We start from the raw sequence: 24,125 nt of genomic DNA, 5'->3' as shown, positions 1-24,125 counted from the left end.
TTGGCTACAGCACCGGGCGCCTTTTGAGGCGCAAAGGACGCCGTAACATCAGTCTTTGCCGTCGAGATCGCCGTCCCGCCAGACGAGATGACGTGGCACAACGGGAAGGTTTTCGATTTCATCGGCGATGAAATAGGGCGGGATGTCGAGTGCGCACAAGGCATCACGCGTTGCCGGCACCCATTTGAACTCGAGATGGTTGTCGGCGTCCTCGACCCGATGGATGATCTCGCCGGATAAAAAGGGGAATTCCGGCGGGAGGTCCATCAAGTAATAGAGACCGAGTTCATGCCAGTCGCGCTGTTCGTAGCGGAAGAAGTTCTCGGCGATCCACAGCAGGCGATGGACGGTCACCTCAACGCCCAGTTCCTCCACCATCTCCCGTTTGAGCGTTTCCTCCGACGTCTCACCGATTTCCGCCCTGCCGCCTGGAAAGGTCCAGAAGGGCTCATGGACGGCGCGATGGACGAGCACGTGGCCGTCGCGAAAGCCGAGGCCGGCGATACGATAGTTGAAACGCTCGGCGCCCGCATTCAGGCGGATGAGAGTGCGCTTGGCCATGCCATTCTTATCCAAGATCGATGACGACAATTTCCGGCGGCACCCCGAAGCGCACCGGTGCGATGGAGCAGCCGAGGCCGCCGGAAACGATGATATTACGCCCCTCCTCGATCATATGGCCATAGGCGTAGCGGTTGCCGTAACGCGAGGGGACGATCGGCGAACGGCCGAGGAGGCGAATCTGTCCGCCGTGGGTGTGGCCCGATAGCGTCAGCGAGACACGCTCGGGCACCCGCGGAAAGATATCGGGCTCATGAGCGAGCAGAATGACGGGCGCATCGTCCGTGACCTGAGCCATCGTTCCATCGAGATCGTCGAGGCCGCGCATATGCGTGCGACGCCATTTCCGGCCGGGCAGAAGCGCCAGTTGATCTTCGAGGCCTGCCAGCCAGAAGCCGCGGCCCTCCTTTTCGAGCCGAACGGCGCGGTTGCCATAGACCGAGATGCCGACGTCGGCGAGGGCCCGGTGTCCGAATGTTTCCATCCCGCCGTTCTTCTGGGCGGTCCTATCCTCCCACCAATCATGGTTGCCCATGACCGCATGGACGCCGAGAGGGGCCTGCAAGGTGGCGAGCGCCTTCGACCATTGGCTCGAATGCACGTACTGCGTCACCATGTTCATGCCGGCGGCATAATCGCCGAGCAGGACGGTGACGTCGCCTTCAAGTTCATTCGCCCTGTGGCAGATCGTGGCAATGCGGCTTGCCGACATCCAGGGTTCGCAGGCATGGAGATCGGCGAGCGCCACGACGCGCAGCTTGAGCCCCGGGGTCCATCCCGGCGGCGTCAGCTGGTAGCGGGTGATAGCGAGCCGCGCGAGCGGTTCATAGGCGAAGGCGTAACCACCGAGCGACATGAGGCCTGCGACACCGCCGCCCAGAACCTTGAAAAATCCGCGGCGGGTGATCACTCAGTTGTCCTCCTGGAACAGCCGGAACTGCGCAGCCTCCATATCCTTGGGCGGTTGCATTCCCAGATGTTTCCACGCGATTGCGGTCAGAACACGGCCGCGTGGCGTGCGCTGGATGAAACCTTGCTGGATCATGTAGGGCTCGATGATGTCCTCGATCGCGTCGCGTGGCTCGGAAAGACCGGCGGCAATGGTTTCGATGCCGACTGGACCGCCGCCGAAGTTGACGGCGATCATGTTGAGGTAACGTTTGTCGAGCTGGTCGAAGCCGACATTGTCGACCAGCAGGCGGGTCAGCGCCTCGTCGGCGATCTCGCGGGTGACGGCTTCCGCCCTTGCCACCTCGGCGAAGTCGCGCACGCGCCGCAGAAGCCGGCCGGCGATGCGCGGGGTGCCGCGGGCGCGTCTTGCGATCTCGCGGGCGCCCTCCTCGGTGATCGGCAGGTTCATCAGCCGCGCGCCGCGGCGCACGATCAGTTCCAGCTCCTCGACGGTGTAGAAGCTCAGGCGCACCGGAATGCCGAAGCGGTCACGCAGCGGCGTCGTCAACAGGCCGAGGCGGGTGGTGGCCGCCACCAGCGTGAATTTCGACAGGTCGATCTTCACCGAGCGAGCGGCAGGCCCTTCCCCGATGATGAGGTCGAGCTGGAAATCTTCCATGGCCGGATAGAGGATTTCCTCGACGGCGGGATTGAGGCGATGGATTTCGTCGATGAAGAGCACGTCGCGCTCCTCGAGATTGGTGAGCAGGGCAGCGAGATCGCCGGCCTTGGCGATAACAGGGCCCGACGTCGAGCGGAAATTGACGCCGAGCTCTTTGGCCATGATCTGCGCCAGCGTCGTCTTGCCGAGGCCGGGCGGACCGACGAAGAGCACATGGTCCAGCGCTTCGCCGCGGTTTTTCGCCGCCTCGATAAAGACCTTGAGATTGGCGCGCGCCTCCGCCTGGCCGGTGAATTCGTCCAGCGATTGCGGGCGCAACGTGATATCAAGGTCTTCGCCCCGCTTTTCCGGCGATATCAGGCGGGCGGGTTCGCTCATGCTCTCATTCCGTTTTGAAACCTGTCACACCAATACACCAAAAAACCGCTGCCTCGACATCCCATCATCGCTTTTCCGGCTTTTCACCGCCCCAATTCCTTCAATCCCAGCCTGATCAGCTTGGCGCTGTCGGCACCTTCGCCGGCCGTCTTCATTGCCGCAGCAATCGCATTTGCCGCCTGGTCGCGGGAATAGCCGAGGTTGGTCAGCGCGGAAACCGCATCGGCGACAGGCGCGGCCGCGACGCCTTCGCCGAGTTCCTGCTTGAGGGCGATATTGATCGCTTCCCCGGCAAAGGCCGGCGCCCGGTTCTTGAGCTCGGTGACGAGGCGCATCGCCACTTTCGGACCGACGCCCGGCGCACGCGAGACGGCGGCGCGGTCCTGCAGGGCAATGGCATTGGCAAGTTCGCCTGGCGTCAGCGTCGAGAGCACGGCGAGCGCCACCTTGGCGCCGACGCCTTGGACGCTCTGGAGCAGGTTGAACCATTCCCGCTCCAGCGCGGTCATGAAACCGAAGAGCTTCAACTGGTCCTCGCGCACATAGGTCTCGATGAACAGCACGCAGGCCTCGCCTGCCGAGCCGATTTTCGACAGGGTGCGGGCCGAGCAATAGGCGACGTAGCAGACGCCGTGCACATCGACGAGCACATAGTCTTCGCCGATCTCGTCTATGGTGCCTTTCAGCTTGCCGATCATGGGGCGCGGTCTCTCAAGGATGCGTTTCGGGGGTTATAAGGTCAACGGAGGGGAAATAGGAGCGGTATCCGCTGGGATCGCGGGTCAAAATTCTGTAGCCCCTTATCGCCGCATGCGCGCCGATGAAGAAATCGGGCAATACCCGTTCGCGCCCACCGCCGGCGCGACGGTAAAGCCGGAAGGCCGCAGCAGCGGCGAATGCAGCCGGCCAAGGCAGATTCTCGCGGCGGAATTCATCCTGCGGCAGCAGCCGATCGACTTCGTCCACGTCGTCGTACCGAACGGAAAATTCGGAGTAGATGATCGGGTTTATGAGGACGGGACCGTCTTTGAAGACGTCAAGCATCTTTCGACGCGACCAACCGTGCCAGTCCGAACCGACCACGGCCAGATCGACAAGTATGTTCGTATCGACAAGTGTGGCCATCAGCGATCACGGGTCATCGACATAAGGTCTTCGGCATCGATCTCCTGATCGCCAGTGCCCTCGAGACGACGGATCGTCTGTATAAAACGATCCAGGCGGCCCCGATCCTCGATCTCCTGCTTGCCGTTCTTCGGCGAGAGAACGAGCTTGCCGCCCTCTATCGAGAAAATGACCTCGCTATTGGCCTCGATGCCGACAAGTTCCCTGAGATCACGAGGAATGGTGACCTGGCCTTTGGACGTAACCCGCATCTTGTTGCTCCTTCAAAGTAAGAACTATCCTTACCCATGGAACAAGTCAAGAACAAGCTATCCGGCCAATGCCTGCCGCATTCGGTTGCTGCCGCGATTATGCGCATGGCAGATGGCGATCGCCAAGGCGTCGGCGGCGTCGTTGCCCTTGAATTCGACCTTCGGCATCAGGATCTTCAGCATCATGTGGATCTGCTGCTTTTCGCCGTGGCCGACGCCGATGACGGCCTTCTTCACGGCGTTCGGGGCATATTCGGAGACCGGCAACCCGGCACGCGCCGGCACCAGCATAGCGATGCCGCGGGCCTGGCCAAGTTTCAAGGTCGCCACCGCATCCTTGTTGACGAAGGTCTGTTCGACGGCGGCCTCATCCGGCTTATAGCTGTGGACAATCTCCGCCAGGCCATCGTGCAGCTGACAAAGGCGGGAGGCAAGGTCCATGTCACCATCGGAGGTCACGGTTCCGGATGCCACAAACCGCAGGGAATTGCCTGATGTCTCGATGATTCCCCAGCCGGTGCGGCGAAGCCCGGGATCGATACCGACGATGCGAATCGTATTTTGCATGGTTCAACCTATAGCCATTGCGAAATAACTGCCATTGATATGTGAACAAAACAAAAACGTTCCGGATTTCGGCCCCGCCATTTACCGCGAATTAAAACAGATGCTTGAAATCTAGTCATCGAATACGAGAGGGGCTTCTTTTCGCGAGGATTTAAGCCCCCGATGTTCTGTTTATAGGCCAGTTGATCAGGCATGCGGTGCGTGCCCGCGCTTGGCAGGTGCGTTCAGAGGGGGTTCGTCGTACATGGCTCGGAGATTTCAATCCCTGTCCTTTAAGGTCATCGCCACATTCATTCTGCTGACCGTGCTGTCGATCGCGGTCATCGATGTGCTTGCCTATTTCGCCAGCAGCCGCATTTCCGACGAGCAGGCGCTGAAGGCAAAGGAAAGCGTGCTGATCTTTCGCGGCGACATGCTGCAGGACCAGCTGACGCAGCTTGAAAACCAGGCCAATTCCATCGCGCGCATCGAGGCGCTGCAGATGTCGATCACCAATCTGAAGAGCGGCTGGAAGACCATCGAGAAGACCGCGGGCGATGCCCGTGCCGAGCTGAAGAAGGTTTTCATAGCGGGCAACCCCAACCCCGCCGACCAGCGCGAGAAGCTCATCAAGCCGGAAGGGCCGAGTGGCTTTTATTATTCGAGCCACGAAAAGACGCAGGGCGAAGTCGCCCGCGACCTTGAGGATACTGCCTTCAGCGATCTGCTGATCGTCGATCTCGAGGGTACCGTGCTCTATTCCTATAAGAAGGAAGATGATTTCGCCGAAAATCTGAAGTCGGACGCCTGGAAGGCGACCGGCGCCGGCATCGCTTTCGCCAAGGCGATCGAGAATACCGCCAAGGCGACCGATGACGCCGCGCCGACAGGCTTTTCCGGCCTTCGCGTCGATGCCGGCAGCGGCAAGTCGGCGATCTTTTATGCCGTACCGATCGTCAAGCTTGGGGCGGCCAAGGGCATCATCCTCTTCAAGGTGCGCGACGATATCGTCACCGGCATCCTCGCCAAGGGCATCGTCAAAGGCAGCACGGCGCGGGCGGCGATCGTCTCCGGCGATGGTTCCGCCATCGGCCTCGACGGAAGCGGCAAGCTTGCGACGCTCGATGCGACGCCCTTCACCTTCATCAAGAGCGCGCTTGCCAGTTCGGCGATGACGGTTGCCGATTTCGACCGGGCGGACGGAGCGGCTCGTGCCTATGTCCGCGGCATCGACTATCGCGGCGACCGCTTCCTCGTGGTCGAGAGTGTGCTGTTGAGCGAGCTCAATGCCGGCTCGATCGAAATCGCCACTTTGCTGACGATGATCGGCATCGGCGTGCTCGTCGTCATGGCGGTCGCCACCGGGCTGGTCACCAATTTGCTGTTTTCGCCGCTGGCACGTCTTGCCGGCGTCACCCGCGATGTCGCCGACGGCAAGCTCGACAGCGAGGTCGGCAGCCTGAACCGCAAGGATGAGATCGGCACGATGGCCAATGCGCTCGACCGCTTTCGCCACTCGCTGATCGAAAGCCGCGAACTCGAAGCCGCCAGCGAAGAGACGCGCCTGCAGGCCGAGCAGGACCGCCAGCAGAATCTGGCCGAGCGCGAGGCCGAGGCCAAGACGCTGCAGCAGGTGGTCGAGGCGATTGACGAGGGCCTGCATCATCTGGCGAACGGCGATCTCGCCTATCAGATCGATACCCGCTTCCCGAACGAGCTCGAAAGCCTGCGCGTCAATTTCAACGAGGCGTTGGCGACACTTAGCGAAACCATGACGGCGATCGGCGGCAACTCGATGGCGGTGCGCGCCGGCTCCGAGGAGATGCGCACCGGCGCCGACGAACTTGCCGGACGCACCGAGCGCCAGGCTGGCTCGATCACCGAGACGGCGAATGCGATCAGTGCCATCACACAGTCGGTCCGCCGGCAGATCGAGCGGGCCGAGCAGGCCGAGCGCATCGCCCGCGACGCCAAGAAGGAGACGACCGGCTCAGGCCAGATCATGCGCGAGACGATCGCGGCAATGGAGGCAATCCAGGCCTCCTCGCGCCAGATCAACACGATCATCTCCGTGATCGACGACATCGCCTTCCAGACCAACCTCCTGGCGCTCAATGCCGGCGTCGAGGCGGCGCGCGCCGGTGAATCCGGCAAGGGGTTTGCCGTCGTCGCCATGGAAGTGCGCGAGCTGGCCCAGCGTTCGTCGAGTGCGGCCAAGGAGATTTCCAGCCTGCTGCAGAAATCGACGCATGAGGTCGAAAGCGGCGTTACGCTTGTGGAAAAGGCGGGCGTTGCCCTGACGGGCATCGGCGCCCATGTCGAAGCGATCAACGGGCAGATCAATGAGATCATGAGTGCGACCCGCGAGGAGGCCAATACGCTGCGCGAGATCAATAGCGCCGTCGCCGAACTCGACGCGATGACGCAGCAGAACGCCTCGATGGTCGAAGAGACGACGGCGGCGATCCACCGGCTGGCGACGGAAGCCCTGGAAATGGACCGCCAGCTCGGCAATTTCACGCTGCCGCCCGGCCACCACCAGCCGAGCGCCGAGGTGCATGTGCTGCGCCGTCATCGGTAAATTATCGCTTGTGACATTGCTGAAGGGTCGCGCCCGCGCGGCCATTTTGTTTGCGCGCATCGTTTGGAATGGTGCGGGCGCGAACCTACATAGACGGCATCGTTCAACTGCCCGGCAGGTTTCCAATGGTTCCCTTCTCCATACTCGACCTTTCCCCCGTTGCCGAAGGCAGCACCGTGCGCCAGTCCCTCGATGGCTCGGCGCGGATGGCACAAAAAGCCGAGGAATTCGGTTACAAGCGCTTCTGGCTTGCCGAACATCACGGCATGCCGGGGATCGCCAGCGCCGCCACCGCCGTCGTTATCGGCCATGTCGGGGCCGCGACCAAGCGCATCCGCATCGGTTCCGGCGGCATCATGCTGCCCAATCATTCGCCGCTGGTCATCGCCGAGCAGTTCGGCACGCTGGAGGCACTCTTCCCCGGCCGTATCGATCTCGGCCTCGGGCGCGCACCGGGAACGGATATGCGCACGGCACAGGCGCTACGGCGCAACCTCGAGGCTGGCGCAAACAGCTTCCCCAACGACGTGGTGGAACTGCAGCAACTTCTCGATACGCCGGTCGAGAACCAGGCGATCCTCGCGGTTCCCGGCAATGGCTCACATATCCCGATCTGGCTGCTCGGCTCCAGCCTCTACAGTGCCCAGCTTGCTGGCATGCTGGGGCTTCCCTATGCCTTCGCTTCGCATTTCGCGCCCGACATGCTGCTCGATGCGATCGCGATCTATCGCGACCGCTTCCAGCCCTCGGCGACGCTCGACAAGCCGCATGTGATGGTCGGCGTGATGGGCGCGGTGGCGGCGACGGATGAGGAGGCACGCTACCATTTCACTTCCGCAGAGCAGCAGTTCGTCAATCTGCGCCGCAATGTCCGCGGCCCGTTCCCGCGTCCGGTGGCCGATATGGCGGACTTCTGGTCGCCGATGGAAAAGATGAATGTCGAACACACGCTGCGTTATGCCGTGGTCGGCTCGCCGAAGACGGCGGAGGCGAAACTGACGGAGTTTCTGCAGGAAACGCAGGCCGACGAGGTGATCATCTCGATGCCGATCCACGATATCGAGGCGCGGCTGAGGTCGGTGGAGCTTTTTGCGGGATTGGGAAATTTCATGCGGGCCGCCGCGTAGGGTTTACGTACAACGCCTTGAGCCGGGCTCATCAACGAAAAAACCCGGCCTCGCAGCCGGGTTTTTATTTGAGACCGCTCGAAAAAATCAGGCGGAGAGCTTGGCCAGCACTTCTTCCGAGACTTCGAAGTTGGAATAGACGTTCTGCACGTCGTCGTCGTCTTCCAAGCTGTCGATGAGCTTCATCAGCGACTGGGCCTTTTCCTCGTCGACCGGCACGTTGTTCTGGGCGCGCCAGACTGCCTTGACGGTTTCGGCTTCGCCGAGGCTTGCTTCCAGCGCTTTCGCCACTTCGCCGAGGGCTTCGAAGGCACAGGTGATGTAGTGGCCGTCTTCGTCGGTCTCGACGTCGTCAGCGCCGGCTTCGATCGCGGCTTCCATCACCTTATCGCCATCGCCAACCGAAAGCTTGTAGGTGATTTCGCCGACATGGTCGAAGGAGAAGGACACAGAACCGGTTTCGCCAAGCGCGCCGCCGGCCTTGGTGAAGCTCGAGCGAACGTTGGAGGCGGTGCGGTTGCGGTTGTCGGTCAGGGCCTCGACGATGATCGCCGTGCCGCCGGGGCCGTAGCCCTCATAGCGGACTTCATCATAGTTTTCGCCGTCGGCACCGGCTGCCTTCTTGATGGCACGGTCGATATTGTCCTTCGGCATGGACTGGGCCTTGGCGTTCTGGATCGCCAGGCGAAGGCGGGCGTTCATCGTAGGGTCGGGCAGGCCGGCCTTGGCGGCAACGGTGATTTCGCGCGCAAGCTTGGAGAACATTTTCGACCGCACGGCATCCTGACGGCCTTTGCGGTGCATGATGTTTTTAAACTGTGAATGGCCAGCCATGGCACCCCTGTTCACGTCTCATTGTTCGGAATGGGCCGCCTTATAAGAGCGAAACGGCACCCGTTCAAGGAAAAAGCAGTTCGGAACAAAGGCGAGGGGATGACGTTTCAACCGAACTCCATCCAACGGAAAGGAACGGTCATGGCAAGTCTCAGCGAGGCGCAGGAACATCCAGCACGTCAGCTCTGGGATCAGGTCAACGATGTTCATGCCGGCATGCTCGGAATTTCCGGACTGGACATGCACATGCAGCCGATGGCGCCGCATGCCGATCCCACCACCAACACCATCTGGTTCTACACCAAGACCGACGCCGACATCGTGCGCGCCATCAAGCCCGGCAGCCGCGCGCATTTCTGTGTCATCGGCAAGGATCACGACTATCACGCCTGCCTTGCCGGCGTGATCGAGGTGCATCCTGACCCTTCCAAGATCGAGGAATACTGGAGCTCGATCGTCGCGGCCTGGTATGACGGCGGCAAGAAGGACCCCAAGCTCACCATGCTGTCCCTCCATGTCGACGATGCCGAGATCTGGGTTTCCACGGGTAACAAGCTGAAATTCGGCTGGGAGATCGCCAAGGCCAATCTCGACGACGACAAGATGCCGGATGTCGGCATCAAGCGCCATCTGCAGTTCGCTTGACGCGCATTGCTCCTATGCAGCAATTCAAAGTGCTACAGCGTCCTTTGCGCGTCTGAAAAGACGCGCAAAGGACGCTGTAGAAGGAAAACTGCCGGGCCTTTTTACTGCACGCCCTTCAACACATAGATCAGCGGCTTTTTCGGCAGAGTGCGCATCGAGACGGTGATGCTGTCATCGGGCGCATGGGCGACGTCGAAATCCTTGCCGAACATCGAGACGAAGGCTTCGACCGGCGGGCCGCGCCGGTGCATCGGCAGGATCAACGACGAGCGGAGCCGTTTGATGACGCGGCTCATGCTGTCGGCGCCCATGGTCAGGCCGCCATCGACGGGGACCATGACGATGTCGAGCCGGCCGATTTCGGTATAATGGGTATCCGTCAGCTCGTAATGCAGATGGCCGAGATGGCCAACGCAAAGGCCGGCGATCTCGAAAATGAAGATGGAATTGCCGTTCTCGTGCGAGCCGCCGAGGCCATAGCTGAAGCGGATATCTGTCGTGACGTTGCGGATATAGGCATCGCCGACGACGAGATTGACATTGGCCTTCTCGTCCGGAACATCGCTCCACCCGTGCAGTACGTGCTTGATGCCCGGATCGGGCGCCAAGGTGAAGTGGGTCGAGTGGGCCTTATTCATGGTCACGACGTCGGGCATCGTCGCCGGCCTGTACCAGCCATTATAGTCTGTCGCGATGACGATGCCGCCCGGGGTCTCGATCGCGAAGGTAGAGTGGCCGAGGAAGGTGAGCTTGACATCCTCGCCCTCGGAGGCGGCAGGCATCAGCGGCAGAGCGCCGGAAAAACTTGCGAAGGTCACCTTGGGGATGGTTTGCGCGATTGCCTGGCACTGGCTGACCGGCGGCCGCTGCTCTTGTGCCCCGGCAAGATTCGGCGCGGCGAAGGCCGCAAGGCATGCGATAGCGAGGACAAGATATCGCGGCTTCATGCCACCCCTCCGGCGCTCTATCACCCTTCAATCGGCGCATAACCCCGAAAATCGATCCCGATTTTCGGGGTTATGCGCGAGTGGCGGGGAGGATGCGGCATGAGGCCGCAGGGGTCCAGACCGAGGATGCTCACAATTGCGTGTTGGACGGCCGCGCGTCGCCTGTTACCGCCAGAACTCCGGCAGAGTTTCGGCCAGCCGCGGGCCGAGCCGGAGCGGCGCGATCTTTTCGGCAAGTCCCGTCGTATCCGAAATCTCCACGCCGACGCCGCAGATCGTCGCGGGGCCGTTGGCGGCTTCCATGCGGCCCTTCGGCATCTTGGAGATGAAGCGGTTGAGCGGTTCCTCCTTGTCCATGCCGAGGGAGGAGTCGTAGTCGCCGCACATGCCGGCATCTGACATATAGGCGGTGCCGCCGTTCAGGATCTGTGCGTCGGCGGTCGGTACATGCGTGTGGGTGCCGACGACGAAGCTGGCGCGGCCGTCGACGAAGTGGCCGAAGCACTGCTTCTCGCTGGTCGCCTCGGCATGGAAATCGAAGATGATCGCGTCGGCCTGCTCCTTCAGCGGGCACGCGTCGAGGATGACCTCCGCCGATTTGAAGGGGTCGTCGAGTTCCGGATGCATGAAGACCCGGCCCATGACGTTGGCAACGAGCACACGCGCGCCGTTCCTGGCATAGAAAAGGCCGGAGCCGCGGCCGGGCGTGCCTTGGGGATAGTTGGCGGGACGCAGGAATTGATCGTGGCGGCCGGCAAAAGCGACGGCTTCCTTCTGGTCCCAGACGTGATTGCCTGTCGTCACCACATCGGCGCCGGCATTGATCGTTTCCAGAAAGATATCCTCGGTGATGCCGAAGCCGCCGGCGGCGTTCTCGCCGTTGACGATGACGAAATCGAGCTTGAGGTCGGAAACCAGGCCGGGGAGGCGGTCCCATACCGCCGTGCGTCCCGTCTTGCCGACCATGTCACCCAGAAAAAGCAGCCGCATTCCCTATCCAATCCAAGAGGCAAAAAAGCGAAGGCCGCTTTCTGTCAGGATGGCATCCAGGCTTATGTCGTGCGGCTCGTCGGGCACATGTGCCACTTCCTGGCAGTCGAATGCAATGCCGATCAGCTTTGGATGCAGGCCTTTTTGCCTTAGCCGGCTGATGGCGCGGTCGTAGTGGCCGGCGCCGTAGCCGATGCGGTGGCCGCGGGCATCGAAGGCCGAAAGCGGCACCAGCATGATCTCGGGATCAAGAATGGCGGCATCCGAGCCGGGGCCGACCGTGCCGAAGCCGGTATCGATGAGGGGCGCACCTTCCGCCAGCTCGCGAAAGACGATGGTCTGCCGATCGAGGATCGCCGGCACGCAGAGCCGCGCACCGCGCACGGCAAAGCGCGCCATCAGCGGCCTGAGATCGGCTTCTGAACGAATCGGCAGGAAGCCGGAGACGATCGTATCCAGCGCAAAACCGACGGCCTCGCCGGCATGGTCGGCCATTGCGAGGCTTTTGGAGGCGCGTTTCTCGGCGGGGATGGCGTCGCGTGCGGACAGCCGTTCGTCGCGCAGCTGCGCTTTCAATTCTTTCGCGGTCATTGGATCTGCCGGTTGAGAGATTTGACCGAGCATAGACGGCTGGATGTCCGATGCAAATGCCGGATGCGACGGTATCACGTTGGTTTCACGCCTCGCCCGCCGGCGGCAGCGGTCGTCAGACGACGATGCTTGTCGGTATTGTCGCCGTGGCGATGGAGAAGCCTGCCATATTGGCCCCGGCCTGCCGGTCCTGCTGCCGCAACTCGCGCATCGCCTTTTCAAGCACTTGCTTGAGTTCACGCACGACCACCTTGAACTCTCCCATCGTTTCGCGATCATCGGCCGAAATGCCTGAAAGTTTCGGCGCATCCTCGGCGACGCTCGCATAGGCCTTGCGGGCGTTGGCGGCGGCGTCCGGTTCCTGCGAACCGGTCTCGCCGGCCGCAGTTTCCCCTGCGGTATCCGTCAGCGCAGCATCGGGCCCGCTGGTTGCGACTGCTGTTGCAGCCGTGGTTGCATCCACCGGAACAGCCGTTGCCGGGCTGCCGGTCGCGACTGATGATGCGAATTCGGAGGCGGCGGTGCCGACCTTGCGCGCCAGTTCGGCGGCCAGCCGGGCGACCACTTCAGGAGCCATGTTGGAGCTGCGCAGCATCTCCAACTCCTGTTTTGCCTCCTCGAGCCTGCGTTGCGCCTTCGCCTTGGCCTCGTCTCCTGAGTTCGCCAAGGTCTGGCGCATCTGCTGCAGCGCCTGTGTGGCGCGCTGCAGCTTCAGCACGCCTTGATCAGTCTCGCTTCCGGGGGCGGATAGGGCTGCCGTCGAAGACGCGCCGCGCAAGATGATGGAGGCAGACGTGGTTGCGACCTGCATGAACAATTCCCCGATTTTTAATTCAGGCCCCGATTGCGATTCGGGCACATTCTGCAACGTCAGACTTGCGTGGACCTGTGTCTTGGGAATTCGGGAAGCGCAGCGGCCAGCCGCTGCATCGTCTCCTCGAACAGAGGGGCTCCGCCGGGCGCCCAGCCGAGCGCGCGGATTTTCGCAGTGCTCATGGGATTGATCGCGACCTTATCGACAGGGGCCGGTAATGCGTGCCGACAGCCCGTCTCGCGGCGGATGGATGAAAGGATATCGCGCGTGTCGACTGACATGTCCGAGACATTGAAGACCTCGCCGGAGATGCGGGTGCTTTCCGTCTCCAGCATGAGCCTCACCGCCCGACCGAGGTCGCGGCCGTGAACTTCCGTTCCCAGGCGGGCAGTAACCGGCCGGCCGGCGAGGTAATCGGCGATCAGGCCGTCCCATTTGTTCGGCGAGAGATCGCCATAGACGCCGGTCGGCCTCAGGCTTACGCCGGCAAAACCCGGCGTGGAGAGATGGGCAAGCGCGCGTTCGGCATCGAGCTTGACCTGGCCGTAGAGTGTTTCGGGCTTGGCCAGCATCGTCTCCGTCAGTTCGGTTGCCTCGGGATGTTCGCCGTAGGCGGCGCGGCTGGACAGGAAGACGCAACGGCGCGTGCCGGCGCGTTTGGCGGCTTCGAAAAGCCGGACGGTGCCGTCGAGGTTCAACCTGTGGAAGGTCTTCGGGTCGTCGCCCTCGCCGCCGCGATATTTACCCGGGACATGGCTGAAAGCGGCATGGACGAAGAAATAGGCGTCGTCGAAGACGTCGATCTGATCCTTGTCGGGATCGAGAGAAAGCGCTGCGAACTCGACCGGGCGGGAGAAGAGGCGGGGCAGCGGCGCGCGGCGCCCGCCGACGATCACCTGATATCCAGCGGCCAGCAGTTCCTCGACGACATACCGGCCGACGAGACCCGTTCCACCCGATACCAGTACCTTCATGCTGCCCCTTCCGGATTGTCCAGCGTCGTGATCTCAGGCACATCGCCGCCATCGTGGAAACGATGCCACAGATCGATCAAAGGTTGTAGTCTCGCTGTCTTGGGATGATCCTTTTCCCACGGTTTTTCATACTGGTAATGCAGGATCGAAATGCTCTTCCAGTCCCAAAGCTCCGGCATGGTGAACCATACATATTGCAGCATGTTGAAATAAACCGGCAGGCCGTGCCAATCCGGGAAGAACGTCTCGAGAAAGGTCTGATCGGTGCGCCGCCAGAAGGCGTTCGGCCTGTCGAGCCTTTCGAGCATGTGCCGGAACGTGTCATGCGAGGGCGTGGCGACGAAGACGCCGGAATTCATCCGGCGGAAATCGGCGAGGTTTTCGTAGACATTGGGGGCGGCGGAAAATTCCGGATAGAGGAAGAGCCTGTCGACGTTCTTCAGCACGAGGGCGTCGGCGTCGACGAAGACGCAGCGCTGGTATTCGACGAGCTGCCAGAGCCTGAGCTTGCAGAAATTGTCGAGCGGCGAATGAAAATCCGGCTTGCGGCCCTTGGTGAAAGGAGCTGTCGAATGGAGCTGACCGCGGGCGTGGCGCTCGTTGAAGGCGGCAGAGAGCGGCAGGTGCTCGACCTCGACCAGGCGGCAGTCGAGCGCTTCGATGGATGCGAGAATGGTTTTGTCGACACCGCCGGTATGGAGAATGACGATGTCGGCCCCGGTGCCGGTTCGGCGTAGGGAGCGGGCAAGCGCGGTCGCGCCCATGGCGTAATCGGCATTGGTGACGAGTGTGACATAGGCGAAACGGGCTGGTGTGCTGCTGGCGCTCGTCATATTGCAGCGCTCACGACACGGACTTCAGCCGCTTGCCTTCCGGATCGTGATTGATCGTCGCGGCGATGTCCTTGGTCCAGGCGGAGACGGCCGGCACGCGCGAGCGGTCGACGCGATAGGCGAACTTCTTCGCGACGTCGACGATCTCGCCGAGCAGGCCGGCTTCCAGCGTGATCGGTTCGAGGCCGAGATCGCGGAATTTTTCGTTCCGGACGATCAGCTCGTTCTCGGCGGCTTCCTTGCGCGGGTTGGGCAGCCAGGCAATCTTAGCCCCGCTCATCCTGGCGATCATCTCGGCAAGGTCGCGCACCCGGTGGGTTTCAGTCATCTGGTTGAAGATCTCGACGCGGGCGCCGCGGGCCGGAGGATTCTTGAGCGCAAGCTCGATGCAGCGCACCGAATCCTGGATGTGGATGAAGGCGCGGGTCTGGCCGCCGGTGCCGTGCACCGTCAGCGGATAGCCGATCGCCGCCTGGATGAGGAAGCGGTTCAGCACTGTGCCATAATCGCCGTCATAGTCGAAACGATTGATCAGTTGCGCGTGCCGGCGTGTCTGCTCGGTATGCGTGCCCCAGACGATGCCCTGGTGCAGGTCGGTGATCCTCAGGCCGTCATTCCGCGCGTAGAACTGGAAGAGAAGCTGATCCAGGCACTTGGTCATGTGATAGATCGAGCCGGGATTGGAAGGATAGAGAATCTCCTGGCTGACCGTCTCGCCGCCAGCAGTCTCGATGCCGACCGGCAGGTAACCCTCGGGGATCGCCGCCCCGACCGTCGAATAGCCGTAGACGCCCATGGTGCCGAGATGGATGAGATGGGCATCGAGATTGAGTTCCGTCAGCGCGTTCAGCAGATTGTGCGTGGCGCTGACATTGTTGTTGACGGTGTAGTTCTTGTGGCGGTCGCTCTTCATCGAATAGGGCGCAGCCCGCTGCTCGGCGAAATGGATGACGGCATCCGGCCGATGTTCGGAAAGCCAGTTCTTCAGGAGTTCGTAATCCTTGGCGAGATCGATCAGATTGAAGTGGATGCGGCGTCCGGTTTCGGCATGCCAGATGCGGGTGCGCTCCTGGATCGAATCCATCGGGGTCAGCGACTGAACGCCAAGTTCGGTGTCGATCCAGCGGCGCGAGAGATTGTCGAGGATATGGATGTCGTGCCCGGCATCGGAGAGATGCAGCGACGTTGGCCAACCAATGAAACCGTCTCCGCCCATAACCGCAATCTTCATCGCATCGTCTCCTGATTGGTCGCTCATTATCGGGAATAGTTAGGAATTGTGACAATCATTCAATGCTTGCCTGTCCGGAAGCGTTGCGCCAAACAGGGCACCTGAGTTTGGAGAAAATTATGACGGAACGCCCTTTTTCCATTTCGGGAGAGCTGACGGAGGCCGGACACCGCCTCGTTCAGCGGGTCTATTATGAAGATACGGACTTTTCCGGCCTGGTCTATCACGCCCGATACCTGCACTTCCTGGAGCGCGGCCGCACCGATTATCTGCGCTGCCTCGGCGTCGAGCAGCGCGAACTCGTCAGCGCCGACGAGGAGGGGCTGGTTTTCGTCGTTCACCGCATGGAGATCGACTTCAGGAGCCCGGCGCGCATGGACGATGTGCTGACGATCCTGACGCATACGGAAAAAGCCGGCGGCGCCAAGATGGTGCTCAATCAGCAGATCCGCTCGGGCGAGACGCTGCTGATCGCCGCCAAGGTGATCATCGCCGTCATCAACGCCCGGGGGCGGCCGAGGCGGCTGCCGGAAACACTGGCGGTGAAATTCCTGGAGGGCAGCACGCCGTTGTAGTCAGAGTCGCTTGAAATTCAGGTCTTGTCAGAACTTGAGTTTTATGTGAAGGAATTCCCGCGCCGCAGGATGAGCGCTCTTTCGGCAGCCGGACCTTGCTCCGGTCAAGTAATCCATGGAACGAAATCTTCCAATCACAGGCTTACTGTCACAGTCCGGCACTAACGATCTATTAACCATAATAGTGTCTTACTGGGAAAGTCGGAGTTTGTGCGGTGCACGCCTTCCTTTGACCAAATTTGACGGCAAGAAGGCGGAAGATGAGCTTGGAAGTTTGACCAGGGCTTTGGGCGGCGGCCGCCGGACACTTCTTGCGAGATCAGTTTGTGCCGCCCGGTCCAGCACCGGGCGTTTGGATTCGGGGATTTTGGACCAATGGAACAAGTAGGATTGGCAGCAGCAACGACGGACGTCAGCCTCTGGTCGCTTTTCATGCAGGCCGGCATCGTCGTCAAGCTCGTCATGCTCGGGCTCATCGCGGCCTCGGTGTGGACGTGGGCGATCGTCATCGACAAATACCTGGCCTATGGCCGCGCACGGCGCCAGTTCGACAAGTTCGAACAGGTGTTCTGGTCGGGACAGTCGCTGGAAGAACTCTACCGCTCGCTGTCGGAGCGCAACAATACAGGGCTCGCGGCAATCTTCGTGGCCGCCATGCGCGAATGGAAGAAATCCTTCGAACGCGGCGCCCGCTCGCCGATCGGCCTGCAGATGCGTATCGACCGCGCGATGGACGTGACGCTCGCCCGTGAGACCGAATTTCTCGGTGCCCGCCTTGGATCGCTCGCGACCATCGGCTCGGCCGGCCCGTTCATCGGTCTCTTCGGCACGGTCGTCGGCATCATGACCTCGTTCCAGGCAATCGCCGGTTCGAAGTCGACCAACCTTGCGGTCGTCGCGCCCGGTATCGCCGAAGCGCTGCTTGCGACCGCGATCGGTCTCGTCGCCGCTATCCCGGCGGTTATCGCCTACAACAAGTTCTCTGCCGATGCCGGCAAGCTCTCGGGCCGCATGGAAGGTTTCGCGGATGAATTCTCCGCCATACTTTCGCGCCAGATCGACGAGAAACTGCAGCCGCGCGCTGCCGCTCAATAACCAACGGAGTATACTGACATGGGTATGGCTGTTGGAGGCAATGGCGGCGGGGGCGGCGGACGCCGCCGTCGCGGCGGTCGGAACAGGGCCGTGATTTCCGAAATCAACGTGACGCCGCTCGTCGACGTCATGCTGGTGCTTTTGATCATCTTCATGGTCGCGGCACCGATGATGACTGTCGGCGTGCCGATCGACCTGCCGGAAACGCAGGCCAAGGCGCTGAATTCCGAGACACAGCCGATCACCATCTCCGTCAAGAATGACGGCGAGGTGTTCCTGCAGGAAACGCCGATCCCGGCCGCGGAGATCGCCGCCAAGCTCGAGGCGATCGCCACCACCGGCTATAACGAACGCATCTTCGTGCGCGGCGACGCGACAGCGCCCTACGGCGTCATCGCCGACGTCATGGCCCGTATTCAGGGCGCAGGCTTCAAGAATATCGGCCTCGTGACGCAGCAGAAGAAGGACCAATAGCGCGCAAAATGAAGGCCAGTGTCATCACATCTGCTGTTTTGCACGGCCTGGTGCTCACCTGGGCGATGGTGTCGCTCGGCGCCCCGGAATCCTTCAAGGTGGAGGATTTCGAGGCGATGCCGGTCGATCTCGTGCCGGTGGAATCCATTACTCAGATGCAGCAAGGCGATAAAAAGGCTCCGAAGAAGGAGACTTCCGCGCCCGTGCCGACGACGCGGCCGCCGATCGCGCAACCGGCGGAGAGTGCCGGCGACAACAATGTCGACCTGAAGACGCCGCCGGTGCCGAACGCCAAACCCAGCAATAGCGAGGCTGCCGCGGCGAATTCGAGCGAAAAGCCGATGCCGAAGACCGATCCTGTCCCGAACGATGTCAAGGACATCGTCAAGGAGGAAACGGAAATTGAGCAGCCGAAGGAGGTCGCCTCCATTCCGCCGCCAAAGCCGGTCGAAGTGACGCCGCCGAAGCCGGAAGAAAAGCCACCTGAAGAGCAGGCCAAGCCCGAGGAACCGCCGAAGCCGGACGCCGAGGCGCTGCCGGACAATGTGCCGACGCCGGTTGCCAAGCCGCAGGTAAAGCCGCCTGAGCCGCAGAAGCCCGCCGAAAAGCCGCCGGAAAAGACCCCGGACCAGCCCAAGGCTGCTGAGAAGCCGACGGACAAGAAGAAGGCCGATCAGAGGCAGGAAACGGCGAAATCCGCCTCGGCGATGAAGAGCGACTTCAACGCCGACGATATTGCCGTGCTGCTCAATAAGACTGATCCGTCTGCCGGTGGCGCGAAGCGCTCGACGCAGGAGGCATCGCTGGGCGCGAAGAAGAGCAATGGCGGTTCCAAGCTCAGCCAAAGCGAACAAGATGCGCTACAGGGTTTGATCCAGGGTAACTGGCTTATCACTCCGGGAATGGAAGGCCTTTCCGGCATGGTCATCACGGTGCATTTCAAGCTCGACAAAGATGGAAACATTATCGGCCAGCCTGACATCGAGTCTTCCGGCGGAAGCAGCACCGATTCAACGCGTCGTGCGCTGGAAAGTGGCGCTTACCGTGCCGTGATGAAATCTGCTCCCTCGTTCCGCACGACGCTTCCGATGGACAAGTATGACGTGTGGAACGAGGTCGTCCTTAACTTTCATCCCAGCGATATGGGGATTTGAATGCCGAGGAATTCGATCCATTTCGCGAAATCTTTCGGGATATACGCGGTGCTGACCGGGTTGATCCTTGGCCTCGCATTTCCTTTCGATGCAAATTCGGAGACGGCTGATCGCCGAAACAGCAATGCAAATTCTCCGGTTCTCACTGTGGCTGAAGCTAAGGCGGTGCGAAACGCGATCGAAAGTCGATTCTTCGTCGACAGTCGCCTGAAAGACATCGGCAGCGTGCGTTTGACGATCCACATAAAGCTAGCCAGAGACGGGCAGATCGTCGGCAACCCTGATGTGCAGGTCACCGGTGGCAGTGAGCGTGCGCAGAAAAGTCTTAGCGATGTCGGCCTTCGCGCAGTTCGTCGCGCAGCTCCTTTTACGATGCTTCCGAAAGATAAATACGATGCCTGGAAGGAAGTCGTTTTGAACTTCGATACCAGCGCTCTTACCCGATAAGATGCTGAAAGGCTTGTTTGATATGGTCAAGTGTTCCCTCATCCGCGCTCTGATGGTCATTGCAGGCCTGATTGGGGTCGCAGCCTTTACGACGCCGGCGAACGCGCTGGTCACCCTCGATCTTCGAAAGGGCAATGTCCAGCCGATGCCGATTGCGGTGACTGACTTCCAGGGCGACATAGGCGCGCAGGTCTCGCAAGTCATCGCCGCCGACCTGCAGCGTTCCGGCCTGTTTGCCCCGATCAACAAAACGGCCTTTATTGAAAAAATCTCCAATCCTGATGCCGCGCCGCGGTTCGAGGACTGGAAGGTCATCAATGCACAGGCGCTGGTTACCGGCCGGGTTACCAAGGAAGCGGATGGCCGTCTTCGCGCCGAATTCCGGCTCTGGGACCCGTTCGCCGGGCAGCAGATGACCGGTCAGCAGTTTTATACGCAGCCGGAAAACTGGCGCCGCGTGGCGCACATCATCGCCGATGCGATCTACAAGCAGATCACTGGTGAGGAAGGTTATTTCGACACCCGTGTCGTCTTCGTCTCCGAATCCGGCACCAAGCAGCAGCGCAAGCGCCAGCTGGCGATCATGGATCAGGACGGCTTCAACGTGCGAATGCTGACGGATGGCAGCGATCTCGTGCTGACGCCGCGCTTCTCGCCGAGCCGGCAGGAAGTGACCTACATGTCCTTTGCCAACCAGCAGCCGCGGGTCTACCTGCTGCAGCTCGAAACCGGGCAGCGCGAGGTCGTCGGCAATTTCCCCGGCATGACCTTCTCGCCGCGCTTTTCGCCGGATGGGCAGAAGGTGATCATGAGCCTGCAGCAGGATGCCAATTCCAACATCTATACGATGGACCTGCGCTCGCGCACGACGACGCGGTTGACCTCGACGGCGGCGATCGATACTTCGCCCTCCTATTCGCCGGATGGTGCGCGTGTCAGCTTCGAAAGCGACCGAGGCGGAAAGCCGCAGATCTATGTGATGAATGCCGATGGCTCGGGCCAGACCCGTATTTCCTTCGGCGACGGCTCCTATTCGACGCCGGTCTGGTCGCCGCGCGGCGATCTTATCGCCTTCACCAAACAGGCCGGCGGCAAGTTCTCGATCGGCGTGATGAAGCCGGATGGTTCCGGCGAGCGCATCCTGACGACCGGCTTCCACAATGAGGGCCCGACCTGGGCGCCGAACGGCCGCGTGCTGATGTTCTTCCGCCAGGCGGCGGGGTCGGGCGGTCCGCAGCTTTATTCGATCGATCTGACCGGTTACAACGAGCAACTCGTGAAGACGCCGACCTACGGCTCCGACCCGGCCTGGTCGCCGCTTATGGAGTAGGCGATGCGCTGCTGCCTTCTTGTCGCCCCAAAGTCATGGAACCGAGCGACCAAGGGACAAATCAGTAAATCGTTAACCATAATCTTTGAGGGGCGGTTAACCGAGTGCGGTTACTGTCCGGAAACCCTGATGAAATCGCAAGGAGACCGGCCATGAGCCGAATTCATACCCCGGCAATGAGCCGCATGCAGAATTTCGCCCGTAACCCCGTCATGATCGCGCTTATCGCCGGCCTCGCTCTGGCAAGCTGCGCCAAGAAGCCGCCGAACAGCGCAGGCGACCTCGGCCTCGGCACAGGTGCCGGCGGCGCTGCAACGCCGGGCTCGGCCCAGGACTTCACGGTCAATGTCGGCGACCGTATCTTCTTCGATACCGACTCCTCGTCGATCCGCGCCGATGCCTCGCAGACCCTCGACCGTCAGGCGCAGTGGCTCGGCCGCTACCCGAACTACCAGATCACCGTCGAAGGCCATGCCGACGAACGCGGCACGCGCGAATACAACCTCGCGCTCGGCGCCCGCCGTGCTGCTGCCGCCAAGGACTATCTCGCTTCGCGCGGCGTCCCGGCGCAGCGCCTGAAGACGATCTCCTACGGCAAGGAACGTCCGGTCGCCGTCTGCGACGATATTTCCTGCTGGTCACAGAACCGCCGCGCGGTTACCGTGCTTGGCGGCGCCGGCATGTAATTGCCGAGCAACACTTCGCTTTTTCGAAAGGCGGCCCGCTCAGGGGCCGCCTTTTCTTTTTGACCACACTTTGGCCAGACTCCGTTGCTTTTTGAAAGCAATTGGAAAAATCTCCTGTTCGTGCCATCGAGGTGCGAAGAATCACTGGGACAGGACGATACATATGAAGAAATTTGTCGTGGCAGGCATGCTGTGCCTCGCGGCTGTGACCGGAAGCGAACGGGCGGCCTATTCGGCCTCGTTCTTCGGGTTACATCTCGGCGGCCGATCCGCGGAAAACCAGGCGGCGCCGCCCGTCGTCAAGGTGCAGAGCGGCGATGCGGAGGTCCGCGTGCAGCAGCTCGAAGAGCAGCTGCGGCAGCTGAACGGCCGGATCGAGGAGATGAGCTTTCAGCTTCTGCAGATGCAGGAGACGATCCGCAAGCAGCAGGAAGACAATGAATTCCGCTTCCAGCAGCTCGAAAAGACGGGTGCCAGCGGCGGCGCCAAGGCTCCTGTCAAGAAGAGCGAGACCGATGCTGCTCCGGCAGCCTCCGGCGGCGACGACATTGCCAAGGTGATCCAAGCACCGGAGGGAGCCGAAACGGCTCCCTCCACCAGCGTGCCTGAGAATAGCGGCCTCGGCCAGCCGCCCAAGGAGCTCGGCTCGATCGATTTCGATCAGAACGGCAATCCGATCGGCGGAAGCGTCGACGAAAACGCCACGATCGGTTCCGGGCCGATTCCCGATGCCAGCCGCAAAACGCCGCAGCAGACCGCCTCGCTCGGCAGCGAGGCCGACCAGTACAAAGCCGCCTATGGCCACGTGCTATCCGGCGATTACAGCACGGCCGAACAGGAATTCACGCAGTATATCGCCCGCTACCCGAGCAGTGCGCGGGCGGCGGACGCCAATTTCTGGCTCGGTGAAGCGCTCTATTCGCAGGGCAAGTACAATGAGTCGGCCAAGACCTTCCTCAACGCGCATCAGAAATACGGCACATCGGAAAAGGCGCCGGAAATGCTGCTGAAGCTCGGCATGTCGCTTGCCGCCCTCGACAATACCGAGACGGCCTGTGCAACGCTGCGCGAAGTGTCGAAGCGTTATCCGAAGGCCTCGCGTGCCGTCATAAGCAAGGTTGCGAGCGAACAGAAGCGCCTCTCCTGCTGAGGTCTTCCGGAATGTCTCCGGATGCCGCATCGCCTCAACTGGCGATCCTCCAGTTTCTCACGTCGCTTCAAAGCCCCGCACACATTCTCGTCGCGATATCAGGCGGCAGCGATTCCACCGGCCTGCTTCTTCTGCTCGATGAAGCGGTGAAGGCCGCGCCCCATCTCAAGATTTCTCTTTGCGCTGCGACCGTCGATCATGCGTTGCGCGCGGGCTCCGCAGCCGAGGCGCGTGAAGTCGCCGACCTCTGCGCATCGCTCGGCATTCCCCACACCATTCTGATCTGGCAGAGCGACAAGCCGAAAACTGGCATCATGGCGGCTGCCCGCGAGGCACGCTACGGCCTGCTTGCGACTGCCGCCGAACGTTTCGAAGCCGATCTCATCGTTACGGGCCATACGTTCGACGACCAGCGCGAAACGCTTGCCATGCGTGGGATGCGAACGGAGCAGGTTTCGACCGGTATTGCAGATGCGGTGCTCTTCGACCGGCGTTTCTGGATTTTACGGCCGCTTCTTTTTTCCACCCGGGCAGATATCCGCGCTTTCCTGAAAGAGCAGGGCGTGCCGTGGATCGACGATCCCAGCAACGAGGATACGAAGTACGAGCGCGTGCGGATGCGCCGGCAGTTTTCGGCCGATGCAGGCATGGAGAAGGATATTGGCGCGGCCTGGGAGGAGCGGCTGGCCCTGTCGTCCAGAGGAGCCGAATGGCTGGATCGTCACTTCCGGCTTCACGGCGGCCTGCTCGGCCACGTGATGCCTGATGGGCTGCGGCAGGATCGCGCAGTCCTCGACTATGTACTCGGCCGTCTGGCAGCCGTTTTCGGTGGGCAGCCATTTGCGCCGGGGAGGGGGCAGATGGAGCGGGTTCACACATTTGCCACCGGCAGCGGGCTTGGACGAATGACTGCCGGCAGGGTGGTGTTCGATCTCAGGCGTGACGGGCTTTATCTGGCGCGCGAGAGCCGGGGGATATTGCCCCTGGTTCTGCAGCCGGGAGAGGCTGGGGTTTGGGACGGAAGGTTCGGGGCCGTAAATAGGTCTGGAACGACTATAGGGGTGGAAGCCCAGGCCGGACACTCCCTCATTCCCGCCCTCGGGTCCAACCCGAGGGATGTCACAGGAATCCAGCCACCGCGCGTCGGCGCGGTGAATGGCTCAACAATGCGTGAAGAGTCCCCTGCGCCCAAGGACTTGGGCGCGCTGGATTC

The 24,125-nt window shown here is 61.5% G+C and carries 27 protein-coding genes; 12 read left to right on the top strand and 15 right to left on the bottom strand.

Annotated elements, in window-relative coordinates:
• Positions 1-48 precede the first annotated feature (48 nt).
• From FY112_RS19900 to ruvC, 7 genes are all read right to left on the bottom strand, one after another.
• On the bottom strand, positions 49-561 hold the full coding sequence (locus FY112_RS19900; protein WP_151519104.1) for an NUDIX hydrolase: 513 nt from the start codon (positions 559-561) through the stop codon (positions 49-51).
• Between the two features lie 7 nt (positions 562-568).
• The gene (locus FY112_RS19895) at positions 569-1,471 is read right to left on the bottom strand and encodes a metallophosphoesterase (RefSeq protein ID WP_151519103.1); all 903 of its coding nucleotides are present in this window, start codon (positions 1,469-1,471) and stop codon (positions 569-571) included.
• Entirely contained in the window at positions 1,472-2,512 is a 1,041-nt protein-coding gene (gene ruvB / locus FY112_RS19890) for a Holliday junction branch migration DNA helicase RuvB (protein ID WP_003552548.1), read from the bottom strand.
• 83 nt (positions 2,513-2,595) lie between these two features.
• Positions 2,596-3,210 carry a Holliday junction branch migration protein RuvA gene (gene ruvA, locus FY112_RS19885; protein ID WP_017961999.1) on the bottom strand — a complete coding sequence of 205 codons (615 nt, stop codon included), beginning with the start codon at positions 3,208-3,210 and terminating at the stop codon, positions 2,596-2,598.
• Positions 3,211-3,223: 13 nt separating this feature from the next.
• Entirely contained in the window at positions 3,224-3,637 is a 414-nt protein-coding gene (locus FY112_RS19880; protein WP_017961998.1) for a type II toxin-antitoxin system VapC family toxin, read from the bottom strand.
• Positions 3,637-3,888 (bottom strand): AbrB/MazE/SpoVT family DNA-binding domain-containing protein, encoded by a 252-nt coding sequence (locus tag FY112_RS19875; protein WP_017961997.1) that lies wholly within the window; start codon positions 3,886-3,888, stop codon positions 3,637-3,639. The genes FY112_RS19880 and FY112_RS19875 overlap by 1 nt, the downstream gene beginning before the upstream one ends.
• Positions 3,889-3,945: 57 nt before the next feature.
• Positions 3,946-4,455 (bottom strand): crossover junction endodeoxyribonuclease RuvC, encoded by a 510-nt coding sequence (gene ruvC, locus FY112_RS19870; protein ID WP_003542749.1) that lies wholly within the window; start codon positions 4,453-4,455, stop codon positions 3,946-3,948.
• A 244-nt stretch (positions 4,456-4,699) separates the two neighbouring features.
• On the opposite strand from ruvC, the gene FY112_RS19865 reads away from it, so the two are divergent.
• Together FY112_RS19865 and FY112_RS19860 are read left to right on the top strand one after the other, a co-directional pair.
• Positions 4,700-7,015: a methyl-accepting chemotaxis protein gene (locus tag FY112_RS19865; RefSeq protein WP_094087460.1), complete on the top strand. Its 2,316-nt coding sequence runs from the start codon at positions 4,700-4,702 to the stop codon at positions 7,013-7,015.
• 125 nt (positions 7,016-7,140) lie between these two features.
• The gene (locus FY112_RS19860) at positions 7,141-8,142 is read left to right on the top strand and encodes an LLM class flavin-dependent oxidoreductase (protein ID WP_017961994.1); all 1,002 of its coding nucleotides are present in this window, start codon (positions 7,141-7,143) and stop codon (positions 8,140-8,142) included.
• A gap of 87 nt (positions 8,143-8,229) precedes the next feature.
• On the opposite strand, the gene FY112_RS19855 is transcribed toward FY112_RS19860, so the two are convergent.
• The gene (locus tag FY112_RS19855) at positions 8,230-8,976 is read right to left on the bottom strand and encodes a YebC/PmpR family DNA-binding transcriptional regulator (protein ID WP_017961993.1); all 747 of its coding nucleotides are present in this window, start codon (positions 8,974-8,976) and stop codon (positions 8,230-8,232) included.
• A 141-nt stretch (positions 8,977-9,117) separates the two neighbouring features.
• Between FY112_RS19855 and FY112_RS19850 the strand changes: the two genes are divergently transcribed.
• The gene (locus tag FY112_RS19850) at positions 9,118-9,621 is read left to right on the top strand and encodes a pyridoxamine 5'-phosphate oxidase family protein (RefSeq protein WP_012758860.1); all 504 of its coding nucleotides are present in this window, start codon (positions 9,118-9,120) and stop codon (positions 9,619-9,621) included.
• Positions 9,622-9,722: 101 nt separating this feature from the next.
• Here FY112_RS19850 and FY112_RS19845 read toward each other — a convergent pair whose 3' ends face one another.
• The 7 genes from FY112_RS19845 to FY112_RS19815 all read right to left on the bottom strand — a co-directional run bounded on the left by FY112_RS19845 (position 9,723) and on the right by FY112_RS19815 (position 16,001).
• The gene (locus FY112_RS19845; protein WP_017961991.1) at positions 9,723-10,568 is read right to left on the bottom strand and encodes an MBL fold metallo-hydrolase; all 846 of its coding nucleotides are present in this window, start codon (positions 10,566-10,568) and stop codon (positions 9,723-9,725) included.
• Between the two features lie 165 nt (positions 10,569-10,733).
• Positions 10,734-11,558 carry a TIGR00282 family metallophosphoesterase gene (locus FY112_RS19840; RefSeq protein ID WP_017961990.1) on the bottom strand — a complete coding sequence of 275 codons (825 nt, stop codon included), beginning with the start codon at positions 11,556-11,558 and terminating at the stop codon, positions 10,734-10,736.
• A gap of 3 nt (positions 11,559-11,561) precedes the next feature.
• Entirely contained in the window at positions 11,562-12,149 is a 588-nt protein-coding gene (locus tag FY112_RS19835; RefSeq protein WP_017961989.1) for a 5-formyltetrahydrofolate cyclo-ligase, read from the bottom strand.
• Positions 12,150-12,264: 115 nt separating this feature from the next.
• The gene (locus FY112_RS19830; RefSeq protein WP_151519102.1) at positions 12,265-12,960 is read right to left on the bottom strand and encodes a hypothetical protein; all 696 of its coding nucleotides are present in this window, start codon (positions 12,958-12,960) and stop codon (positions 12,265-12,267) included.
• A 59-nt stretch (positions 12,961-13,019) separates the two neighbouring features.
• Complete coding sequence (locus FY112_RS19825) at positions 13,020-13,937, bottom strand: NAD(P)-dependent oxidoreductase (RefSeq protein ID WP_151519101.1); 918 nt, start codon at positions 13,935-13,937, stop codon at positions 13,020-13,022.
• Entirely contained in the window at positions 13,934-14,770 is an 837-nt protein-coding gene (locus tag FY112_RS19820; protein WP_151519100.1) for a glycosyltransferase, read from the bottom strand. The genes FY112_RS19825 and FY112_RS19820 overlap by 4 nt, the downstream gene beginning before the upstream one ends.
• Positions 14,771-14,780: 10 nt before the next feature.
• Positions 14,781-16,001: an NAD-dependent epimerase/dehydratase family protein gene (locus tag FY112_RS19815; protein ID WP_003542736.1), complete on the bottom strand. Its 1,221-nt coding sequence runs from the start codon at positions 15,999-16,001 to the stop codon at positions 14,781-14,783.
• 119 nt (positions 16,002-16,120) lie between these two features.
• Here FY112_RS19815 and ybgC point away from each other — a divergent pair, with 119 nt between their 5' ends.
• The 9 genes from ybgC to tilS form a co-directional block, all read left to right on the top strand.
• Positions 16,121-16,576 (top strand): tol-pal system-associated acyl-CoA thioesterase, encoded by a 456-nt coding sequence (gene ybgC, locus FY112_RS19810; protein WP_151519099.1) that lies wholly within the window; start codon positions 16,121-16,123, stop codon positions 16,574-16,576.
• A 375-nt stretch (positions 16,577-16,951) separates the two neighbouring features.
• Positions 16,952-17,671 (top strand): protein TolQ, encoded by a 720-nt coding sequence (gene tolQ, locus FY112_RS19805; RefSeq protein ID WP_003542733.1) that lies wholly within the window; start codon positions 16,952-16,954, stop codon positions 17,669-17,671.
• A gap of 18 nt (positions 17,672-17,689) precedes the next feature.
• On the top strand, positions 17,690-18,145 hold the full coding sequence (tolR, locus tag FY112_RS19800) for a protein TolR (protein ID WP_003542730.1): 456 nt from the start codon (positions 17,690-17,692) through the stop codon (positions 18,143-18,145).
• An 8-nt stretch (positions 18,146-18,153) separates the two neighbouring features.
• Positions 18,154-19,299, top strand: coding sequence for a hypothetical protein (locus tag FY112_RS19795; RefSeq protein WP_151519098.1), 1,146 nt, complete (start codon positions 18,154-18,156; stop codon positions 19,297-19,299).
• Positions 19,300-19,746 (top strand): cell envelope integrity protein TolA, encoded by a 447-nt coding sequence (locus FY112_RS19790; RefSeq protein ID WP_151519097.1) that lies wholly within the window; start codon positions 19,300-19,302, stop codon positions 19,744-19,746.
• 22 nt (positions 19,747-19,768) lie between these two features.
• Complete coding sequence (gene tolB, locus FY112_RS19785; protein ID WP_024323074.1) at positions 19,769-21,076, top strand: Tol-Pal system beta propeller repeat protein TolB; 1,308 nt, start codon at positions 19,769-19,771, stop codon at positions 21,074-21,076.
• A 152-nt stretch (positions 21,077-21,228) separates the two neighbouring features.
• Positions 21,229-21,762: a peptidoglycan-associated lipoprotein Pal gene (gene pal, locus FY112_RS19780; protein ID WP_027683223.1), complete on the top strand. Its 534-nt coding sequence runs from the start codon at positions 21,229-21,231 to the stop codon at positions 21,760-21,762.
• Positions 21,763-21,925: 163 nt separating this feature from the next.
• Complete coding sequence (ybgF, locus tag FY112_RS19775; RefSeq protein WP_094087466.1) at positions 21,926-22,912, top strand: tol-pal system protein YbgF; 987 nt, start codon at positions 21,926-21,928, stop codon at positions 22,910-22,912.
• Positions 22,913-22,923: 11 nt separating this feature from the next.
• On the top strand, positions 22,924-24,125 hold a 1,202-nt coding region (gene tilS, locus FY112_RS19770; RefSeq protein ID WP_181018246.1), incomplete at its 3' end, for a tRNA lysidine(34) synthetase TilS.

The sequence above is a fragment of the Rhizobium sp. PEPV16 genome (assembly GCF_008919455.1).
Lineage (GTDB): Bacteria > Pseudomonadota > Alphaproteobacteria > Rhizobiales > Rhizobiaceae > Rhizobium > Rhizobium leguminosarum_Q.
This window is presented reverse-complemented; position numbering and strand designations above follow the sequence as displayed.

What these genes read in the sequence shown, in the direction of transcription:
- FY112_RS19900 (WP_151519104.1), bottom strand. Translation starts at nt 561, where the DNA reads ATGGCCAAGCGCACTCTCATCCGCCTGAATGCGGGCGCCGAGCGTTTC.
- ruvB (WP_003552548.1), bottom strand. Translation starts at nt 2,512, where the DNA reads ATGAGCGAACCCGCCCGCCTGATATCGCCGGAAAAGCGGGGCGAAGAC.
- ruvA (WP_017961999.1), bottom strand. Translation starts at nt 3,210, where the DNA reads ATGATCGGCAAGCTGAAAGGCACCATAGACGAGATCGGCGAAGACTAT.
- FY112_RS19880 (WP_017961998.1), bottom strand. Translation starts at nt 3,637, where the DNA reads ATGGCCACACTTGTCGATACGAACATACTTGTCGATCTGGCCGTGGTC.
- FY112_RS19875 (WP_017961997.1), bottom strand. Translation starts at nt 3,888, where the DNA reads ATGCGGGTTACGTCCAAAGGCCAGGTCACCATTCCTCGTGATCTCAGG.
- ruvC (WP_003542749.1), bottom strand. Translation starts at nt 4,455, where the DNA reads ATGCAAAATACGATTCGCATCGTCGGTATCGATCCCGGGCTTCGCCGC.
- FY112_RS19865 (WP_094087460.1), top strand. Translation starts at nt 4,700, where the DNA reads ATGGCTCGGAGATTTCAATCCCTGTCCTTTAAGGTCATCGCCACATTC.
- FY112_RS19860 (WP_017961994.1), top strand. Translation starts at nt 7,141, where the DNA reads ATGGTTCCCTTCTCCATACTCGACCTTTCCCCCGTTGCCGAAGGCAGC.
- FY112_RS19855 (WP_017961993.1), bottom strand. Translation starts at nt 8,976, where the DNA reads ATGGCTGGCCATTCACAGTTTAAAAACATCATGCACCGCAAAGGCCGT.
- FY112_RS19850 (WP_012758860.1), top strand. Translation starts at nt 9,118, where the DNA reads ATGGCAAGTCTCAGCGAGGCGCAGGAACATCCAGCACGTCAGCTCTGG.
- FY112_RS19845 (WP_017961991.1), bottom strand. Translation starts at nt 10,568, where the DNA reads ATGAAGCCGCGATATCTTGTCCTCGCTATCGCATGCCTTGCGGCCTTC.
- FY112_RS19840 (WP_017961990.1), bottom strand. Translation starts at nt 11,558, where the DNA reads ATGCGGCTGCTTTTTCTGGGTGACATGGTCGGCAAGACGGGACGCACG.
- FY112_RS19835 (WP_017961989.1), bottom strand. Translation starts at nt 12,149, where the DNA reads ATGACCGCGAAAGAATTGAAAGCGCAGCTGCGCGACGAACGGCTGTCC.
- FY112_RS19830 (WP_151519102.1), bottom strand. Translation starts at nt 12,960, where the DNA reads ATGCAGGTCGCAACCACGTCTGCCTCCATCATCTTGCGCGGCGCGTCT.
- FY112_RS19825 (WP_151519101.1), bottom strand. Translation starts at nt 13,937, where the DNA reads ATGAAGGTACTGGTATCGGGTGGAACGGGTCTCGTCGGCCGGTATGTC.
- FY112_RS19820 (WP_151519100.1), bottom strand. Translation starts at nt 14,770, where the DNA reads ATGACGAGCGCCAGCAGCACACCAGCCCGTTTCGCCTATGTCACACTC.
- FY112_RS19815 (WP_003542736.1), bottom strand. Translation starts at nt 16,001, where the DNA reads ATGAAGATTGCGGTTATGGGCGGAGACGGTTTCATTGGTTGGCCAACG.
- ybgC (WP_151519099.1), top strand. Translation starts at nt 16,121, where the DNA reads ATGACGGAACGCCCTTTTTCCATTTCGGGAGAGCTGACGGAGGCCGGA.
- tolQ (WP_003542733.1), top strand. Translation starts at nt 16,952, where the DNA reads ATGGAACAAGTAGGATTGGCAGCAGCAACGACGGACGTCAGCCTCTGG.
- tolR (WP_003542730.1), top strand. Translation starts at nt 17,690, where the DNA reads ATGGGTATGGCTGTTGGAGGCAATGGCGGCGGGGGCGGCGGACGCCGC.
- FY112_RS19795 (WP_151519098.1), top strand. Translation starts at nt 18,154, where the DNA reads ATGAAGGCCAGTGTCATCACATCTGCTGTTTTGCACGGCCTGGTGCTC.
- FY112_RS19790 (WP_151519097.1), top strand. Translation starts at nt 19,300, where the DNA reads ATGCCGAGGAATTCGATCCATTTCGCGAAATCTTTCGGGATATACGCG.
- tolB (WP_024323074.1), top strand. Translation starts at nt 19,769, where the DNA reads ATGGTCAAGTGTTCCCTCATCCGCGCTCTGATGGTCATTGCAGGCCTG.
- pal (WP_027683223.1), top strand. Translation starts at nt 21,229, where the DNA reads ATGAGCCGAATTCATACCCCGGCAATGAGCCGCATGCAGAATTTCGCC.
- ybgF (WP_094087466.1), top strand. Translation starts at nt 21,926, where the DNA reads ATGAAGAAATTTGTCGTGGCAGGCATGCTGTGCCTCGCGGCTGTGACC.